The organism is Actinacidiphila guanduensis, assembly GCF_900103985.1.
Taxonomy (GTDB): domain Bacteria; phylum Actinomycetota; class Actinomycetes; order Streptomycetales; family Streptomycetaceae; genus Actinacidiphila; species Actinacidiphila guanduensis.
In genome coordinates this window covers 294156-313008 of sequence record NZ_FNIE01000001.1, presented here as the reverse complement: position 1 = coordinate 313008, position 18853 = coordinate 294156, and the positions used below count along the sequence as shown (strand labels likewise).

The following is an 18853-nucleotide window of genomic DNA, read 5'->3' as shown; positions in this document are numbered from 1 at the left end:
GCGCGGTCGCAGGGATGGGCGGAGGGGCGCGGGTCGGGGGCAACTGGGTCTCGGGTCAGGCGGTGGGACGAGCGGACGGACGGCTGCGGGGACGGGTGTACGGGGTGGGTGCGCGAGGGGGTGTACGGGCTGGGTGCGCGAGGTGGCGGTGTGAGGGGCGGTGGTGGTGCTGGCCGCGCACAATGGGAACCCGTCCCCGGAGCAGTAGGACCGTCGATGACCCCACCGCCCCTCGCTCGTGCGCTCGGCCTTGCCCCTCACCTGGAGGGCGGGTGGTACCGGCGGATCTACACCTCGCCCGTCACGCTGGCGCACCCCGCGTACAGCGGTACGGATCCCGAACGCGCCCTGCGCTCCTCGGCCACCCTCATCCACTACCTGCTCGGGCCCGGCGAGGAATCGGCGTGGCATACCGTCGCTTCCGACGAGGTCTGGCTCTGGCAGCAGGGTGGCCCCCTGCTCCTCCAGACCAGCCCGCCCGGCCCCGCTCCCGGCCCCCTCACCGACCACCACCTGGCGCCGGGCCCGGACGGCCCCTTCCACGCAGTCGTCCCCGCGGGCCACTGGCAACGTGCCCGCCCCACCACCTCCACGCCCGTCCTGGTCGCCTGCATGGTCACCCCAGGCTTCGACTTCGCCGACTTCACCCTCCTCCACGACTGACCACCCCCGCCCCAGCCGCGAACCAAGCGGCCCGCCCCCGAAGGGGCGCGGGGAACTGGGCGCCCAGCCAAGGACCGACCGGCGGGTCCGGCGCGGCGGGCGACCGCCCCTCCGGGTCGGCCGTCAGGCAGTGGGCGAGCTTTGTGCGTGGGCGGTGAGGGGTTCGTAGCTGAGGGGCGCGGGGAACTGCGCGCCCAGCCACCTGCGGACCGTCAGGTCCGGCGCGGCGGGCGACCGCCCCTCCGGGTCGGCCGTCAGGCGGGGAGCGAGCCTCGTGCGCGGGCGGCACGCCGTACGTGCTCAAGGGGCCGTGGAGGGGGCCGACCCTTCGGGCCGGCACGGTAGGCACCCCGTAGGCCGGCGGAGCCGTTGAGCGGAGCCGTTGCGTGGAAACACGTGACACGCCGGACCCCGAGCGGTTCAATACGGAAACCGCTTACATCACCCCGCTCCCCCCGGAGGGAACCGTGCGGATATCCCGTCGTGCCCTGATCGCCGCCGTACCGACAGGCGCCCTGCTGGCCGCGGCCCAGCCACTCCGCGCGTCGGCCGACAGCGCCGGCCGGACCGGCGAGGGAACCCCCGGAGGGACCGGCGCCGCCGGCCAAGCCCTGGTCCTGGCCAACACCCTCGCCGTGTTCGCCGGCACCCCGGAGGCGAACAGCCGGCCCGAGGTCGCGGCGAAGCTCGCCGCCATCGTGTCCACCGCCCGCTCGCACCTGACCGCGATGGACAGCGCGGGCGGCGGCCAGGTCTTCGCCGGCCTCACCCTCGGCACGAACGACGCCAACCTCACCTCGTCCTTCCAGTACCTCTACGAGATCGCCCTGGCCACCCGCGCCCCCGGCGCCCCTGCCGACCTGCTCGACAGCCCCGAGGTGCAGCAACGCGTCGTCGACGGGCTCGCGTTCCTCTACGACGGCTACTACGGCGACCAGTCGGCCGGCTACTACGGCAACTGGTTCAACTGGGAGATCGGCATCTCGCAGTACGCCACCAAGACGCTGATCCTGCTCAAGGACGCCTTGGCGGCGAGTCGCCCCGACCTGACGCCCGCGTACGTCGCCGCCATGGACGGCTACCTGCGCAACGGCAAGGACGGCGACGTCGACCTGAACTCCCGCTTCCACACCGGTGCCAACCTCGCCGACATCACCACCGACCGCATCCTGCAGGGCGCCCTGCTCGGCGACGACGCCCGCATCACCAAGGCGGTCGCGGACCAGCTCACCGTGCTCGCCGTCATCGACCCGTACGCGCTGCAGCACGGCGTCACCGACGGCTTCTACGCCGACGGCTCCTTCATCCAGCACGCGTCGGTGGCGTACACCGGCTCCTACGGCACGGGTCTGCTGACGCGGATCGTGCAGACCGTGAAGGTGCTCGACGGGACCGGGTACCTCGCGGGCGCGGATCCGGTGGCGGCGGCGGGCAGTTGGGTCGCGAACAGCTTCGCGCCGCTGATCCACGAGGGCTGGATGATGGAGGCGGTCAAGGGCCGCGCGGTGTCCAGGACCGGCACCGGGTACGCGGACGTGGGCACCGTCGTGGAGTCCGTGGTGGACCTGGCGGCGTACTCGACGGGTGCGCAGGCGGCGGCACTTGCGGGCTATGTGAAGTACGTGCGGCAGGAGTCGCGGGCGGCGCTCAATCCGGCGGGCTTCGTCTCCCCGGTGAGCGTGGGCCGCTACGCCGACATCCTCGCCGACACCTCCGTACCCGCCGCCGACCTCAACCCGGCCGCCCGGCACAGCGCGTTCAACGCGATGGACCGCGTGGTGCACCGCCGCCCCGGCTACACCTTCACCCTCGCCCGCAGCTCCACCCGGATCAGCGGCTACGAGTACATGAGCGGTGAGAACCTGCTGCCGTGGTTCCAGGGCGCCGGCGCGCACTACCTGTACCTGTCCGGGCAGGACCAGACGCAGGCGTACGGCGTGGACTACTTCACCACCGTGTCGCCCTACGCGCTGGCGGGCGTCACCGCGCCGGTCGAGGAGCGCGAGTCGGTGCCGGAGCTGTACGGCACGGCCTGGTACGACAACCCGGCGGCCGGCTTCACGTCTTCCTCCGAGTCGCAGAACACCTACGTCTACTTCCCGCTGTCCACCAACACCCACTCCGGCGGGACCAGTTGCGGGGCGTACGGCACCTGCGGCCTGGTGCTCTCCGACGACGCGGCCTACGCGGCTGTGCAGGCGGGGCAGTTGCCGCCGGACTTCGTCGCGTACCGCAACGCGCAGGCCACCAAGTCCTGGTACTTCTTCGACGACGAGGTCGTGGTGCTCGCAGCGGGCGTCGGCGACGGCGCGGGCCGCGCGGTGACCACGACCCTCGACACCCGCATCGCCGCCCCCTCCACCCAACTGGCCCTGACCGGGCGGCTGCTGAACGGCAGCGCGCTCACCGGCCCCGGCACCGCCCGGCTCGCCTGGCTGCGGTGCGCCGACCCGGCGCAGGACACCGTCGTCGGCTACGTCTTCCTCGACGGGCCCGGCGGGCAGCGGCCGCCGCAGGTGACCGTGGCGGTGGAGACGGTGACGCGCAGCCGTCGCACCGTGCGCACGTCCAACCCCGACACGGCGGTGACCAAGCAGGTCTTCTCCGTCGGCCACGCCCAGCCGGCCGGCGCCCCGCCCACGGCGTTCGCGTACGCGATCGTGCCCGGGGCCACCGACAGCGCCCTGGCCGGCTACGGCCGCCACGGCAGGACCCCGCTCGTCCTCGCCAACTCCACCGCCCTGCAGGCCGTCCACCACCCCGCCCTGCGGATCACCGCGCTGAACGCCTTCGCCCGCGGTACGCACCGCGCGGGTACGGTGGAGACCGACGGCCCGGCCTCCGTGCTGGTGCGCGAACACCCGGACGGCGGCGTCGAGGTGGCGATCGCCGACCCAACGACGACCCGGGACACCGTCACCGTGCTGCTGCGCGGCCGCCCCCTGCGCGCCGTCTCGACCGCCCCGGGCCTGCGCGTCTCCCGAACCCCCGGCGGAACCCGAGTGCGCGCCACAACCCGCCACTTGTACGGTGCCACCCTGTCGGCACTCCTGCGCTGACGTCCCCGCACCCGACAAGGAGCCGGCATGCCCCCGCTGATGACGCTGCGCGCGATCACCCTGGACTGCGCGGACCCGCTCGCGCTCGCGGCCTTCTACGAGGCCGCCACCGGCCTCGCACCCCACCCCAAGTCCGACGCGGAGTTCGCCGGGCTCACCTGGGAGGACGGCCTCCTGCTCGGGTTCCAGCGGGTCGAGGGCTACCGCCCGCCGGACTGGCCGGGCCAGGAGGCGCCGCAGCAGTCCCACCTCGACTTCGGCGTGCCCGACGTGGCCGCGGCCGAGGCGCGGCTGCTCGCACTCGGCGCCACCCGGCCGGACTTCCAGCCGGACGGCGTGAACTGGGTGGTCCTCGCCGACCCGGCGGGCCACCCCTTCTGCCTGACCCGCAACCCGAAGGCGTAGGCGGGCGGGTCCGCCGCGGCCGCCTCCAACTCCGCGAGCACAGTGGCGGGTTGGTGTCTGGTGTCTCAGCCGCAACGCTGACAACATTGTCAGGGACATGAGGGGGGTTGCTTCGGCAGGCCGAGGAGGCCCGTTGTACATGACCGTCAGGAGAGCACTCGCCGTCTTGGTGGCCGCGCTCGTCGCCGCGGCGGCCGCCCTGCTGGGGACGACGGCCCCCGCGCAGGCCGCCACCGGCCGCCGCGTCGTCGTCTACTACCAGACGCAGTACAGCAACGGCAGCTATGTCTCGCCGCTCGGCCTCACCGACCACGGCACCGGGGCCACCGACCTGCTCATCGGCGCCTTCCACCTCAACAGCGACGGCTCGGTGCACCTCAACGACGACCCGCCCGGCGACCCGAAGTTCACCCAGATGTGGAGCGACGTGGCCACCATGCAGGCCCACGGGGTGCACGCCCTCGGCATGGTGGGCGGCGCCGCGCAGGGCAGCTTCCAGCGCCTGGACACGCAATTCGCCACGTATTACCCGCTGTTGAAGAACGTGGTCTCCACCTACCACCTCGACGGACTCGACCTCGACGTCGAGGAGTCCATGTCGCTGGCCGGCATCGAGCGGCTGATCGACCAGCTGCACACCGACTTCGGCTCCGGCTTCATCGTCACCCTCGCGCCCGTGGCCACCGCCCTCGACGGCGGCGGCAACCTCTCCGGCTTCAGCTACGACCAGCTCTACCGCGACCGTGCCTCGTCCATCTCCTGGTTCAACGCCCAGTTCTACTGCGGCTGGGGCTCGCTCGCGAACACCAGCGGATACGACGCCATCATCAACCACGGCGTCGTCCCCGCCTCCAAGGTCGTCGCCGGCACCCTGACCAACCCCGCCAACTGCGGCAGCGGCTACGTCGATCCGGCCACGCTCACCAGCACGCTCGGCACCCTCAGCGCCAAGTACGCGGACTTCGGCGGCGTCGCGGGCTGGGAGTACTTCAACTCCGAGCCCGGCGGCACCGCGGCGCCCTGGCAGTGGGCCGCCACCGTCAACGCCGCGATGAACGGCGGAAGTTCGGGCGCCACCGACCTCGCCCTCGGACGCCCCGCCACCGGCAGCACACCCTGCAACGCCAACGAGACGCCCGACAAGGCCGTCAACGGCAGCGTGAGCGGCGGCACCAGCGACAAGTTCTGCTCGCTCGCCTCACCGGCCCAGCTCACCATCGACCTCGGAGCCACCCACGCCCTCTCCTCGGTGGAGATCGACCACGCGGGCGCGGGCGGGGAGTCGGCGTCCTGGGACACCCGCGCCTACACCCTCCAGGTCTCCACCGACGGCACCACCTGGACCACCGCGGCCCAGGCCACCGCCAACACCGCCGACACCACGACCCATGCGCTCACCGGCACCTCCGCCCGCTATGTCCGGCTGAACGTCACCACGCCGACGCAGACGACGGACCCGGCGACACGGATCTACGAGGTGAAGGTCTTCGGCTGAGTCCTCGGGGGCCGGGGTCTTCTTCGGCCGCGATTCATGGCCGGGCGGCTCAGCCAGGCGCCCTTACGCGTCGGGGAGTTGGTGGTCCGACCACACGTAGGTCTCGGGGAGCAGTGCGGCGACCGGCACCGTGCGGCGCTGCTCCCCGTTGCCCACGACCACCCGCACGCCGGGGAAGTAGTCGAGCATGACCTGCCGGCAGCGCCCGCACGGCGGCAGCACCCCGCGCTCCCGGTCGCCCACGGCCACGACGGTGGTCAGCTCATCAATGCCCTGCGCGGCCGCGGTGCCGATCAGCACCAGCTCCGCGCAGGGCCCGCCGGTGAAGTGGTAGGCGTTCATCGCGGTGACCACCCGCCCGTCGGGCGCCCGCCCGGCCGCCGCCACCGTGTGGTTGTCCCCACGGGCGCGGGCCCGTACGAGAGCTTGGGCGGCGTCCACGAGCGCGGTGTCCTCGGCGGTGACGGTCATGCGTCGAAGGTGTCGCGGCCGGGGCCCGGCGCGCAAGGGGATTTCGGCGGGCCTCAGTGCGGGATGTCCTCGATGATGTCCCGGGCGCCCTGGCGCAGGAGTTCGGCGCAGACACGGGCACCGAGGTCGGCGGGGCCGTCGCCGCTCTCGTCCCGCAGATGGGCACGGACGACGGCCGAGCCGTCGGGGGAGAAGACCATGCCGCGCAGGGACAGGCGCCCGTCCGGGTCGGTGGTGCAGTGCCCGGCGATGGGGCTGTTGCAGTGGCCCCGCAGGCCGTGCAGCATCTCGCGCTCGGCGCTCACCTCGGTCATGGTGGGCTCGTGGTTCAGCCGGGCGAGCAGGTCCGCTACCGGCCCGTCGTCGTGGCGGCACTCCAGGCCGAGGGCTCCCGACCCGACGGCGGGCAGCACCTCGTCCACGGTGAAGACCTGCCGCCCGCGGTGGGTGAGCCCGAGCCGCTCCAGCCCGGAGGTGGCCAGGACCATGGCGTCCGGGGCGGTGCCGCCGTCGGGCTCCCTCCTGCCGTCGAGCTTCTCGATCCGGGTGCCGACCGCGCCCCGCGCGCGGGTGATCGTCAGGTCCGGGCGGAGCCGCTTGAGCTGCGCGGCGCGCCGTACGGAGGAGGTGGCCACGATGGCGCCGGGCGGCAGGTCGCCGAGGGTCCGCCGCTCGGAGCCCTCGGGGAAGAGCAGCACGTCCCGTACGTCGTCGCGGGGGAGGAAGGCGGCGAAGACCAGGCCCTCGGGGAGCGGTGTGTCGCCGGGGACGTCCTTCACGCAGTGCACCGCGACGTCGGCCTCGCCGCGCTGCAGCATGGCGTCGATCTGCTTGACGAACAGCCCCTTGCCGCCGAGCTGTTGCAGATCCCCCTGCCACAGGTCGGCCTGCGTGGTGACGGGCATCAGCTCGACCCGCAGCTCCGGCCGCTCCTTACGCAGCAGATCGGCCACCGTGTTCGCCTGGGCGAGAGCCATCGGGGAGCTGCGGGTGCCGATCCGCAGGGTGCGGCCGTTGGGGAAGGTGCTCATGCGACGGGGGTCCTCTCGTTCCGCCCCCAAGGTAAGGGATCGCCCCTCCCCTCACCGTGCGCACCCCCCTGACTACGAGCGCGGGTGATTCGGAGGGCGGGTGCCACGCTGTTGTCCTCGCGGACCGGCATCCCCGGCGGGGTTCTCGTCCAGGCAGCGCGTCGGCGGTATTCCTCATCATTCCTCGTCGCGGCCGGGTCGCGGGCTGGTCCCCAGCGGAGTGCGGCACGCGGTTCGACCTCACCTTTGCCGATGGGACGGTGAAGTCCATGGTCGTCTTCGATCGGGCCGTGGACCTGGTCCGCGCGGCCTTCGCGACCGCGCCTGCAGCCTGACGCTGCGGTCCCACCGGCCTGCCGCCCCGGACTTGCGGGAACGCACGGACAAGGCCGGCGCCGCGCGGTTCGGCAAGCTCGCCCGTGCCGCCCCCTACGCCGCTACCACCCTCGCCGACGCCGCCTCCGGCCGTGAGCCGGCCCGTACGCGCACACCGTGGCGGCGACGCTCGGCGGAGTGGTTCTCCGTATCCGACACGGTCGCACGCGGCGAGAGTAGGCGTCGGCAAAAAATCACGTCACCGCCTTTCTTGCCCCACTCCATATCGCCTTACGAACCACAACGGTTGCCGCCAGGTCGAGAACCGCAACACCAAGGAGGCCGTAGGATTCCGGCGGCAGATACAGGATCAAGCCGATCGATAGTATCGCCGAGCTGCCGACCGACCCCAGTGAATTGATCCAAAAGCCGAGCCAGAAGGTCCGGCTTCCATTCGCTTTGCTGTAAATTTCCGCCAGCGTCTTTCTGATCTTCAAGGGGTTGCCCCAGCCGAGCCCGACGGCCGCGGCCATGATCATTATTCCGCCGATGAACATGGTTTCACTGACTATGAATCCTGCGCCTGCGCACGGGGCAACGTCGATCAAGCGCCGCTTCAGTTCGCCGAACGGATTCATGGCAAGAGTGAGCGCCGTGCTGAAAAGCGCCAGCGCAACGACAACGGAGTGCTTCTTCCGTCCGAGCAGAGCGAGGCTTCCCGGCCGTTTTCGAGGCGGCCTCGCGTCCCGCCCCGAAGGTGGCAGTGTACAGGAACTCATGAGAAAGCTTTTCCGGTCAAGCGATGGGACCGGGACAGGGTGCAAAATGCTCCACCGACGACCTTTCGCACCAGGAAGTTCTTACGCAGGGCTCGGGGAACCGGATTGCGCCACACGCCGACCACGCCGAAGTTCATCGACTTGGCGTCTTCGTAGGCGTCCGGGAAGACGCGAAGAAACGTGCACCCTATCTGGTCGTAGATACGCAGCAGTGGATCGAGGGGAACCTGTTTCCCCTTCACGTCCCGCGTGGAGTGAAAATACGATTCAGCGAAATCGTAGCGCTCCGCTTCGGTCAGCGACTCCACGGTCCGCCCCTTGTCGCGGCAGCGTCGACGGGACCATGACAGCAGGCCAGGCAGCCTGGACTCGAAGAAGAATTGATCATACCCACCCTCGACGACCTTTCCCATGGTGTGGAGGATGAGCATGTTCCGTGCGCCTTCACCGGCTTTGGGCAGCATGCTGAGGCTCACCACGTAAACATTCGGCCCCGACGGATCATACGTGCTCATCAGCGTTCCACCGTCAGTGGTTTCCTCCCACGATTTGAATTCATCCGGTGTTTTCCTGGTGGGGCAGCTGACAAGGAACCCTTCTATTGAGCCGTCCTTCTCGGCCACTCGGAACCAGTCGGGGCCGACCTTGTCGAGACGCATGGCGAAAATATCGGTCAGCCTGTTTCGCAGCTCCGTCTCTGTGGCTTCGTATTCCTTGTAGACGGAACGGAAAGCCGCGAGGTCGACATCCACCAGTCTTTCAATGTCGCCGCTGTGGGCTCCGCGCGAAGAATGGCGAGACCTCGAAACCCTCTGGTCATCCGACACCTGTGAACCTCCCTGGATCGTTGCGCATGCACGGTAGTCAAGTTCTGCGAGAAGTCGAAAATCTTGAATACCGCCACATTTTGCCGCATTCGGGCTCGATTTCTCTCCCCGGTGGGGCGGTATATGATCATTTGAGGCTCAAACCGCATTTCGATGCGTTCGCTCATGTTCGGTGTTTTTCAGGAGCCGGGTGGGCAGACCTGTTGCCCGGAAAATCTCAGCCGGCGCCCGGCATGCGCAGGGTGATCCGCTGCGAGCGGAGCGCGGGCTGCCTGCCGTGCCGGCGCTTTCCGAGCCATTGCGGCGGCTGGGACTGTCGGGAATGGATCCTTTTCGGCAGGCAGGGAGAGCAGAGAGAAGGGGCGGTGCCGAAATGCGCACCCGGGCCTGCCTCCATGGCTTTCATGAACGACGGGTCGAGCGAGTTTCTTCGAGACGCCCCGCGCGGACTGCGTTCCCGCAGTCCGCCATGCGCAGAACCTCTCGCAATACGCGTCTTGGGCAGGAAAATTCTGAGACAGCGCGGGGCGAACCTGATGCCCGATCACGCCGCAAACGCGGGAGAACGAAATGACCTCCGATGTGCGGAGCCCGAGCAGCAGGCAGCGCGTGCCGCACCCGCGGAGGCAGGACCGGGGCGAAGAACATCACCCGCGATTCATCTTCGTGCCCGCACTGCGCAAGGAACCGGAGGCCCCGTTCCCGGCGACCGCGGCAGCCCGGCCCGCGGAGGGCTCCGCCCGCTGGGAGCCTGGCTCGCTCAACCGCGCCCGCTCATGCCTTGACGCTGCTGCACGCCGAGTTCGGCCGGCCCGCTGGCCTGTTGGGCGGAAGCGACGATGGCGAGCCCCACCGGCGACCGCACACCGCTACCTCGGCCTGGCCGCCGCGGCGACCGAGCACCGCCCCATGGAGGAGGCCTTCACCGACCTCGGGGCGCTGGCCGCCGCCGGGACGGAGAAGTCGCGTCGCCGCTGCGGCGGACCGACCCCTCATGCTGCCTCTGCTTGCCGCCTCGCTGCTCTGCACATCGCGAAACGGGACGCGGGGGTGCCCAGGTATCGTACGGTCGTCGATGTCCTCACCGGTCTCAGCGGCATCGGCCGCCACCTGCTGCACCGTGACCGGCTCGCCGCCCGCGAGCGTGCGGAATCCGACGGCGCGCTGCGTACCGCGCCGGCGTCCCTCGCCGACCTCTGCGGCCCGCTGCGGACCAAGGACGCCGAGGTCGCAACTGACGCTCCAGGGCCGTGGATACCAACGCCGAGCCGGCTTCGGAGCAGGCGAGGCGGGCCTGTGCCAGAGACCCGCGCGCCGGCTCATGTGTCAGTACCCGCGGCTACGGTGTCGATGTGACCGATCTTGAGGCCGTGGCACGTGTGCGCGTCAGCAGCGGATCCCTCGTCGAGCGCCTGGTGTGCCACCCGCGCCTTCCTTTGATAGCCGCCCTGGACGGGGAGCGTCCCGCGGTTCGTGTATGGGGCTGCGAGGCCGGGCAACTGCGCGAACTCGGATGTGCGGGTGCGGAGTCGGACGACTACGGCGATGCCTTCGGCTGGGAGCGGATCGAGCGGACGCCCGCAGTGGCCTGGCATCCCTACGAGCGACAACTCGTGGTGGTCGGCGGCGAATATGGCGTGGTGCGGTGGTCCCCTGCCGGGCTTTCCGCGATGGACGGTCTTCCCCCTGCCGCCGACTACCGCGACGCGGCGTTCAGCCCGGACGGCAGGACGCTGTGGGCTACGCCGTCCTCGGACCGGGGGTGGGGCGGCTCGGACGCCGTCGACCTGGCTTCGGGGACCGTCGTCTCGGGCCCGCCGTGGGACACCGGCGTGGCCCACCACCCCGGCGGCGGTCTGGTGGCCACGCTGAACAGCGACCAGGCCGCGACGCACTGCCTGTTCGCGCGGGTCGATCCGGAGGCCGGGTCCGGTGCGATGCGTCTGCTGCGGCGGGCTCTGATCCTGGACGTCGATGACTACGAAACGCCCCTGTTCAGCCCGGACGGACGTCACTTCGCGATTCGAGGCAACTCGTACGACAACACCCTTGACGTCTTCGCGTTCCCATCGCTGCAGCGCGTTCTGGCGACCACTCTCGGCGAGCCCGACCCTCGCGCCTACCCTCGTCCGAAGGAATGGCTCGACCAGATGCACGCCTGGTCGCGGCACAATCTCGCGTTCGCAGGCCGGCCCGGTTTGCTCTGGGTCGGAACACCCACCGGGACGCTGATCGAGATCGATGTCCAAACCTCGCGTGCCGTCGAGCACGACATCTTGGTCGGATCTCCCGTGTCCGCCCTTGCGGCCATGGCCGGCGGCGAACTGGTCCTCGCGAACGGCAGCGCCGAACTCGTCGTCGTGTCCGTACGGTCCGACCCCGAGGAGTCAAGCGCCGCGGACGACGGTGACACATCCGCAGCCGCGGCATCGGCGGTCTCGGCGTTCCTCGACGCCACATCCGAAGTCCCCGACGGCGACGAGTGGCAAGAGCACCTCGTCCTCACCGACGGAGACCGCGTCTGGAATCCGGTTGACCTGGCAACCGTCCACACCGCAACGGCACAAGACCCTGTCTGGCTCCAACTCAGAGCAACCCAAAATCCCATGTTCGACGCGGGGACATGACCGGCCCACCCGCGCGCCTCGTGGACGAAGCTGATCTTTGCCGGCACTCAGCACCGCTTCCGCCTCGTCACACGCAACAATGCCCGCTGCGCCAGCCGGAGCACGCCGTCGGTGCCGACCACCACGAAGGTAGAGGGTTCGGGCACGTCGGCCGCGGATTGTGGGGCGATTCAATGGGCATCGGGCACCCGCCCCGCAGGTCCGGGCCGCGGCCCTCAGCTCGGCAGGGCCGACATATCGACAAGTCGTCGCCCCGTGTACGCATGTGAGCCGCCCCGGGGGAGACGGCACTTCGGGGCCTCCCGTCACCTTGGCGACAACCCGTTGAAGAGTGTCACTCATGCCACTGGGAGAGGTGGTTGCAGGCCCATAGGTTCGGGTGCGTACCCGGCGCGGGCCGTACTTCCTCCCATCTGAAGGACCCTTGATGCACGCCCAGATCGTCCTGTTCGACGGCTTCGACCCGTTCGATGTCATCGCCCCCTACGAGGTGCTGTACGCGGGCGGCACTGCCTCCGCGGGTGCCGTGAGCGTCGAACTGGTCTCCGCCGAAGGGCCGCGCGAGGTGATCAGCGGCACCGGCGGGCTGATGCTGCGTGCCACCGCTGCCCTCGACCCCGCGCGTGCCGGATTGATCCTGGTCCCCGGCGCCTCGGGCCGGGTGGGGGAACCGGGCGAGGTGCCCGACCACGACGCGGGGGCCGGTGAGTGGCAGCAGGACGAATTCATCCCCGTACTGCTGGGCCGCACCCTGACCACCGGACTGCCCGCCCTGTTGACGGCGGCGATGGAGAACCCCGAGGTGACGGTCACTGCCGTGTGCGGCGGCTCACTCGTCCTGGCCATGGCCGGACTGCTGGAGGGACGCCACGCCACCACCCACCACATGGGCCTGGACATGCTGGACGCCACCGGTGCCCACGCGGTGAACGCCCGCGTCGTCGACGACGGCGACCTCGTCACCGGGGCTGGTGTCACGTCCGGACTCGACCTGGGCCTGTACCTCCTCGAGCGCGAGCTGGGCCCTCGGATCGCCCATGCCGTCGAAGGGCTGTTCGCCCACGAGCGCCGCGGCACCGTCTGGCGCGCCACGGGCCCGGCGCCCGCGCGCCTGTGACCCGAGGTCTCCCCCTCCACCGCCCACTCGCACCGCACCGTGAGGAAGAACAGCAGCATGTCCGCCGAAGGCACCTGGGACCTGTCCATCTCCACCCCCATCGGAAGGATCACGGCCGTGGCCGAGTTCCGGCGCGAGGACGGTGCCCTCATCGGGACCGCACGCGGAGCGGGAGAGGAGGTCCCGCTCAGCGATGTCGTCCTCGACGGTGACCGGCTCACGTGGAAGCAGGCCGTCACCAAGCCCATGCGGCTGAACCTCGCCTTCGCCGTGACGATCCACGGCGACACGCTGACGGGGACCTCCAAGGCCGGCCGCCTCCCGGCCTCGAAGGTCACCGGAGAGCGCCGCCCGCGTCAGGCCGACACACCCCACTGACCAAGCGATCCCGCCGCGACCGACCAATCGGCCCGTGCCCGTCTCCGGGTGGCGGTGCACCGCACGCAACTGAACTTGAACCCGTGATGTCGGGAGGTCTGCTGGTGCGTCAGATGTGGGCCCTGACTTGCTTGACGGGGTGGCCGAGGGCCTTGGCGAGGGCGCCGAGTTCCTCGTCGCTGAACCAGGCTCGTTCGGGGTTCCAGATGGCGATCTCGAAGCGCGCGAAGCCGCACGGCCAGTCGTAGTTCAGTGCGTCCAGCGACGTTGCGCCGCCGCAGCAGGGAGCTTCGATTGCGAGGGTTGCGAAGCCGTCTTCGGAGTAGGCTTCGAGGAGGTCCGCCCACCACTCGGTGTCAATCGAGTCGCCGCATAGAGGGCAATTGATCCGTTCCAGGTTCGCCCCACAATCGACGACAGTGAGCTTGTCGTGCCAGGTGACGTCGATCTCGACATCTACCCCGCCAGGCAGCCTCGGTGCCATCTCGGCGACGATCATCGCGGTGCGGTCGGCCGCGGCACGGCCGGGCTGCCAATGCGGGTCGGTGGGTATTACCGACAGGACGTCCTCGCTCACAGGGCTCTCTCGATTCGTCGGCGGAAGCTCACTCCTTGGCGAATCGATGTTATCGAGCGTACGTTCGGTCCACCGTCATCCAGCTGATCAGCCGGCGAGGTTCAGCAGGCGAGACATCCGTCGATCACCTGGGGTCGAAACTTCGACGCTGCCGACGACAGGATCGGCAAGATCCGCAAGCGTGGACGCAAGGGATCCCTCGCCGCCCTGCGCGACGTGATGCCGCAAGGCTGAACCCAGCCCGCCTCAACCAGCCGCAGTACATCTACCTGAAGCTCGGGAGTCTCGGGCTCGGCGGCCTTGCCGGCCGCAACGCTGCCCGCCTTGCGCTGCCACCCGACGTTCCTGCCTCGGTCCTTCCCGCTCTCACAGGGACCAGCATCGACAACGCACTGGACAAACTTCGTCAAACGTGGACTGGACCGGCTACGGCAGCCGGCGAAGCGACAGCCAAGAAGTCGGTGTCGCTCGTTCGTAAGCATCGGCATCATGGTCGTCGGCAGGTTCCTGCGCGAGAGGGCGAGTGAGACGGGTGTCCGGAGACGGGCAGGCGGATCTGACGGGGCTGTGGCAGCAGCGTTGGCCCAGATGCCCGCCGGTTGGGTACAAGCTCCGGGGCCCGTACCAGGATGTCTGGGTACGTTTCCACAGCCTGCCGGAGTCGAAGCGGTACGCGGAGGACGAGAGCGAGTACGCCGTCGTCCTGGAGCGTTACAACACCGTCCTTGACGAGTTGTTCGCCGGCGCGGACGTGTACGTCATCAGTCCGCTGTGGACGACCGAAGCCGAGGTTCCGCCAGCGGGACCCAGAACGGGGTATTGGCAGAGCCTGCTGGTGGCGGACGATCCCGACCCTGAGCTCCGCACGTACTGCCACCTCTTCGCCGCACGCCGGCCCTGGCAGCGCGGCTGCATCGACGACTTGCTCCGGGATACCGCCGACGACAAGGTGGCGGGAATCCTCATCACCGACATTCGCATGCAGCGCATCCACCACCCCTACGACGGTGGTGCCGACGTCTTCCTCGCCACACCCGGAGAACGCGTCCGGATGCGCAATCGGCACGCCGACTGGCTTTCCCGTCACCCCTCGGGTCTCTGACCGGCCCGGATCGCCGCTCGGCTCAGAATGGTCTTCACCGGGGGAGGGGGAGGCGTGCGTGGACGCCGTCCCGGATCTCACCGCTGATGGGCAGGCGGGGGAGCCGGCGCGGGCGGGAGCAACGCGCGATCAGCTAACCGGCGTTGCGCGGGATTCGGGTACGTAGGACGAAGAGGGTGCCCTGGAGGGCCAGCTGATACGCAGTGCGCCCGGGACGTCGAATTCGGCGTGAACCGACCAGCGGTGGGCCTGTCCCTTGGGCGAAGAGGGCGCCCTGTCGGCAGGTGTCACCTTGCCGCTGGGCGCAACGGTTGCCGTACGTATCTGGGGGCGTAGCCCCCCAATGCTCCAAAGCCTCGCCCCGAGACAGCCGCATGCATGTGCCCCGTTCAAGGGCCCCCGTGTCACGAAGAGCCGAACTCCGCCGCCCAGTTCAAGGCCCCGTGTCGCTAAAGGCCGCACCCCGCCGCCCTGCTCAAGGGCTCCCTGTCGGGAGGAGCCGCACCGAACCGCCCCCGCCCAAGGGCCCCTGTCGGGAGGAGCCCCACCCCTCTCTCCGAGAGAAGCGGCACCGTCCGTACGGGAGCAGCACGCACCCCCCCCGTAAACGGGAGCAGCGCCCCCCGTAAGAAGGCGAACCCCTCCCCGCCCCCCAACCGCACCCGTCTGTCGGGAAAACGCCAGCCCCCACCGCCCCCTTGACGCACCCTCACCCCCACCCGCACACTCCGAATCGCGCACATGACAACGATGTCAAGAGACTTTTCATCCACACCCCTACCCACCCGCACGAACCGAAGGGCTGTGACCGCGTGACACGCACAGAACCCCGATTCCGCAGGAGATGGGCGGCCCTCGCCGCGGCCGCCGCCGTGCTCGCCGTGGGCGCGGCGACGCTCGCCACGGCACCCGAGGCCGCCGCCGCGGGCAGCGGGGCGACCGAACTCGTCAAGGACCCCACCGCCTACGTGGACCCCTTCATCGGCACCCAGAAGGGCACCGACTGGGAGAACACCTTCCCCGGCGTCACCGCGCCCTTCGGGATGATGCAGTTCAGCCCCGACACCGCCTCGGGCCCCACCGGCTACGACTACTCCTCGGACGCCATCCGCGGCTTCAGCCTCGACCACTTCTCCGGCGGCTGCTCCTCCTTCGGCGACATCCCGATCCTTCCGGTGACCGGCGACGTCGGCAGCGACCCCGCCGCCCGCACCGAGCACTTCTCGCACGAGGACGAGCAGGCCGCCCCCGGCTCCTACGACGTCAGGCTCCAGGACAGCGGCGTGGACGTGCGGTTGGGCGCCACCACCCGCACCGGCATCGCCGACTTCCGCTACCCGGCGGGCAGTACGGCCCAGGTGCTGGTCAAGTCCGGTACCAGCCTGGGCGGTGACCTCTCCGCCGACGTCCACATCGTCAACGACCACGAATTGGCCGGCACCACCACCCCGCACGGCCTGTGCAACAACAGCCAGTACACGATGTACTTCGACATCGTCTTCGACCGGCCGTTCACCGCGCACGGCACCTGGCAGGGCGGCACCGTCACCCCCGGCTCCGACCACGCGACCGGCTCCGGCTCCGGCGCCTACCTGACCTTCGACACCGCCACCAGCACCTCGGTGACCGCCAAGATCGGGATGAGCTACGTCAGCGAGGCCGGCGCGGCCGCCAACCGGGCCGCGGAGATCCCCGGTTGGGACACCGGCAAGGTGCAGGCGCAGACCCGCAAGGACTGGCGCGACGTACTGCGCAAGGTGGACGTGGGCGGCGCGAGCAAGGACGAACTCACCGTCTTCTACACCTCGTTGTACCGCTGCTTCCAGTCGCCGAGCGTCTTCAACGACGTGGACGGCCGCTACATCGGCTTCGACGACGCGATCCACCGCGTGCCCGCGGGCCATACCCAGTACGCGACGTTCTCCGACTGGGACATCTACCGCTCGCTCGCGCCGCTGCAGACCATGCTCTACCCGCAGCGGGCCGGCGACATGGCCGACTCCCTGCTCCGCGACGCCCAGCAGCAGGGCGGCTGGTGGCCCAAGTGGCCCTCGCAGAACATGACCGGCAACGTGATGAACGGCGACAACGGCGTCCCGCTGTTCGCCCAGTACGTCGCCTTCGGCGCCACGGGCGTGGACATCCGCGGCGCGCTGCCGATCATGGAGAAGGCCGCCAACCACTCGGAGAAGGTCGGCTGGGGCTGGGTGGAGCGTCCCGGCGTCGAGGAGTACGTCAAGCGCGGCTACGCGCCCAACGACGCGGTCTCGCAGGGCGACCACGGCCTGCAGGGCGCCTCGGAGACCCTGGAGTGGGCCACCGACGACTTCGCCATCTCGCAACTGGCCGCGGCGGTCGGCGATCACGCCGCCGCCGACACGTACGCGAAGCGCGGCCAGAACTGGCAGAACATCTTCGACCCGGCCACCGGCTACCTGCGTCCGCGAGACGACAACGGCGCCTTCCCGGCCGGACCCGGCTTCCAGACCCCGCCGGCCGGCGCGTTCGGCCAGGACGGCTACGACGAGGGCAACGCCGCGCAGTACAACTTCTCGGTGCAGCAGGACCTCGCCGGGCTGGTGGCCGCGATGGGCGGCGCCCAGGCCGTCGTCCCGCGGCTGGACGACTTCTTCTCCCAGCTCAACGCCGGCGGCAACGCCCCCTACGACTGGGCGGGCAACGAGATCGACACCACCGCGCCCTGGGTCTACGACTACGTCGGCCAGCCGTGGAAGACCCAGGAGGTGACCCGCCGCTTCGAGACGCAGCTGTTCACCACCGCGCCCGACGGCCTGCCGGGCAACGACGACAACGGCGCCCTGTCCTCGGAGTACGTGTGGGCCGCGCTCGGCATGATCCCGGCCACCCCGGGCACGCCGACGCTCGCCCTGAACAGCCCGCTGGTCAAGCGCGCCGAGATCAGCCTCGGCAACGGCCGCCACATCGGCATCCAGGCGCCGAAGGCCGCCGCCGACGCGCCCTACGTGACCTCGCTGCGGCTGGACGGCCGCGGCTACACGTCGAACGCGCTGCCCGCCGACTTCGCCACCCGCGGCGGCGAGCTGCAGGTGGACCTGTCCACCCGGCCCGACACCCACCGGGCCACCGCCGCGAAGGACGCGCCGCCCTCGTACCGGGCCCACGAGGTCCCCGCGGTCGGCTACCTGACCCCCACCGGCACGCAGGTCACCCCCGGCGGCACCAGCCTGCCCGGCACGGTGGGCGCCTCGGTCCTCGCCGGGAGCGCCGGCCGGGTGCACTGGACGGCGAGCGCGGACGTGCCCGGGGTGACGGTGACCCCGTCCTCCGGCACCCTCGACCTCAGCCACGCGCGCACCGCCACGACCCCGGTGACCATCAAGGTCGCCGACGGCACGCCGTCCGGGTACCACCCGGTGCAGATGGCGTTCACCACGGCGACGGGCCAGGCGCTGCCCGGCGGCGCGGCGGTGCTGACCGTGCCCGCGGCCGACGGCGACGCCACCGCCTGCGACACCCTCGGCAGCACCGACACCGAGTGCGGCCTGCGGCTGCGGGACAACGGCGACGGCCACACCGTGCCGGTCACCCTCGACGGCCGCAGCGGCCGCTCCACGACGGACGGTTCGCCGTACGAGTACTTCGACATCGACAACACGGTGGTGCCCGGCGGCGGCCCGTACCACGCGACCGTCACCATCGACTACTACGACCACGGCACCGGCAGCTGGACACTGCAGTACGACGCCGTGGGCAACACCTACAAGAACACCGCGCCGGTGGTGAAGACCGGCACCGACACCTGGAAGACGGCCACCTTCACGGTGGACGACGCGGCCTTCCACAACGGGGAGAACGCGGGCACCGACTTCCGCGTCGCCAACGGGGGTGACGTCGGCACGCTCGGGAAGGTGCACGTCGCCGTGAGCGGCGGCAACGTGCTCGCGCTGCACCTGTGCCCGGACGACAACTGACCGCGGCAGCCCGCTGAAACGCCAGGCGCCCGGACGGCGATGAGCCGTCCGGGC

The 18853-nt window shown here is 70.3% G+C and carries 14 protein-coding genes; 9 read left to right on the top strand and 5 right to left on the bottom strand.

Annotation, left to right across the window (positions count from 1 at the left end; genetic code table 11):
- Positions 1-216 precede the first annotated feature (216 nt).
- The 4 genes from BLR33_RS01440 to BLR33_RS01425 all read left to right on the top strand — a co-directional run bounded on the left by BLR33_RS01440 (position 217) and on the right by BLR33_RS01425 (position 5622).
- A complete protein-coding gene (locus tag BLR33_RS01440) occupies positions 217-663 on the top strand; it encodes a cupin domain-containing protein (protein WP_093782367.1) in 447 nt (148 codons plus the stop codon).
- Positions 664-1130: 467 nt separating this feature from the next.
- Positions 1131-3722, top strand: a complete 2592-nt coding sequence (locus tag BLR33_RS01435; RefSeq protein WP_093782366.1) for a polysaccharide lyase family 8 super-sandwich domain-containing protein — start codon at positions 1131-1133, stop codon at positions 3720-3722.
- A 27-nt stretch (positions 3723-3749) separates the two neighbouring features.
- On the top strand, positions 3750-4127 hold the full coding sequence (locus tag BLR33_RS01430) for a VOC family protein (protein ID WP_093782365.1): 378 nt from the start codon (positions 3750-3752) through the stop codon (positions 4125-4127).
- 139 nt (positions 4128-4266) lie between these two features.
- Positions 4267-5622: a galactose-binding domain-containing protein gene (locus tag BLR33_RS01425; RefSeq protein ID WP_093782364.1), complete on the top strand. Its 1356-nt coding sequence runs from the start codon at positions 4267-4269 to the stop codon at positions 5620-5622.
- 63 nt (positions 5623-5685) lie between these two features.
- On the opposite strand, the gene BLR33_RS01420 is transcribed toward BLR33_RS01425, so the two are convergent.
- The 4 genes from BLR33_RS01420 to BLR33_RS01405 form a co-directional block, all read right to left on the bottom strand.
- Positions 5686-6093 carry a cytidine deaminase family protein gene (locus BLR33_RS01420; protein WP_093782363.1) on the bottom strand — a complete coding sequence of 136 codons (408 nt, stop codon included), beginning with the start codon at positions 6091-6093 and terminating at the stop codon, positions 5686-5688.
- 53 nt (positions 6094-6146) lie between these two features.
- Positions 6147-7124 (bottom strand): hydroxymethylbilane synthase, encoded by a 978-nt coding sequence (gene hemC / locus BLR33_RS01415; RefSeq protein ID WP_093782362.1) that lies wholly within the window; start codon positions 7122-7124, stop codon positions 6147-6149.
- A 569-nt stretch (positions 7125-7693) separates the two neighbouring features.
- The gene (locus tag BLR33_RS01410) at positions 7694-8077 is read right to left on the bottom strand and encodes a hypothetical protein (RefSeq protein WP_143031604.1); all 384 of its coding nucleotides are present in this window, start codon (positions 8075-8077) and stop codon (positions 7694-7696) included.
- A 137-nt stretch (positions 8078-8214) separates the two neighbouring features.
- Complete coding sequence (locus tag BLR33_RS01405; protein ID WP_093782360.1) at positions 8215-8970, bottom strand: hypothetical protein; 756 nt, start codon at positions 8968-8970, stop codon at positions 8215-8217.
- A 1427-nt stretch (positions 8971-10397) separates the two neighbouring features.
- Between BLR33_RS01405 and BLR33_RS01400 the strand changes: the two genes are divergently transcribed.
- The 3 genes from BLR33_RS01400 (at position 10398) to BLR33_RS01390 (ending at position 13167) form a co-directional block, all read left to right on the top strand.
- A complete protein-coding gene (locus BLR33_RS01400; protein WP_245771069.1) occupies positions 10398-11672 on the top strand; it encodes a TolB-like translocation protein in 1275 nt (424 codons plus the stop codon).
- A 427-nt stretch (positions 11673-12099) separates the two neighbouring features.
- Entirely contained in the window at positions 12100-12789 is a 690-nt protein-coding gene (locus BLR33_RS01395; RefSeq protein ID WP_093782359.1) for a DJ-1/PfpI family protein, read from the top strand.
- A 57-nt stretch (positions 12790-12846) separates the two neighbouring features.
- Positions 12847-13167, top strand: coding sequence for a hypothetical protein (locus BLR33_RS01390; protein WP_093782358.1), 321 nt, complete (start codon positions 12847-12849; stop codon positions 13165-13167).
- A 109-nt stretch (positions 13168-13276) separates the two neighbouring features.
- On the opposite strand, the gene BLR33_RS01385 is transcribed toward BLR33_RS01390, so the two are convergent.
- Positions 13277-13744: a hypothetical protein gene (locus BLR33_RS01385; RefSeq protein ID WP_093782357.1), complete on the bottom strand. Its 468-nt coding sequence runs from the start codon at positions 13742-13744 to the stop codon at positions 13277-13279.
- Positions 13745-14276: 532 nt separating this feature from the next.
- Between BLR33_RS01385 and BLR33_RS01380 the strand changes: the two genes are divergently transcribed.
- Both BLR33_RS01380 and BLR33_RS01375 read left to right on the top strand, forming a co-directional pair.
- Positions 14277-14846, top strand: a complete 570-nt coding sequence (locus tag BLR33_RS01380) for a DUF3885 domain-containing protein (RefSeq protein WP_093782356.1) — start codon at positions 14277-14279, stop codon at positions 14844-14846.
- An 812-nt stretch (positions 14847-15658) separates the two neighbouring features.
- On the top strand, positions 15659-18799 hold the full coding sequence (locus BLR33_RS01375; protein WP_245771068.1) for a GH92 family glycosyl hydrolase: 3141 nt from the start codon (positions 15659-15661) through the stop codon (positions 18797-18799).
- Positions 18800-18853: the final 54 nt, after the last annotated feature.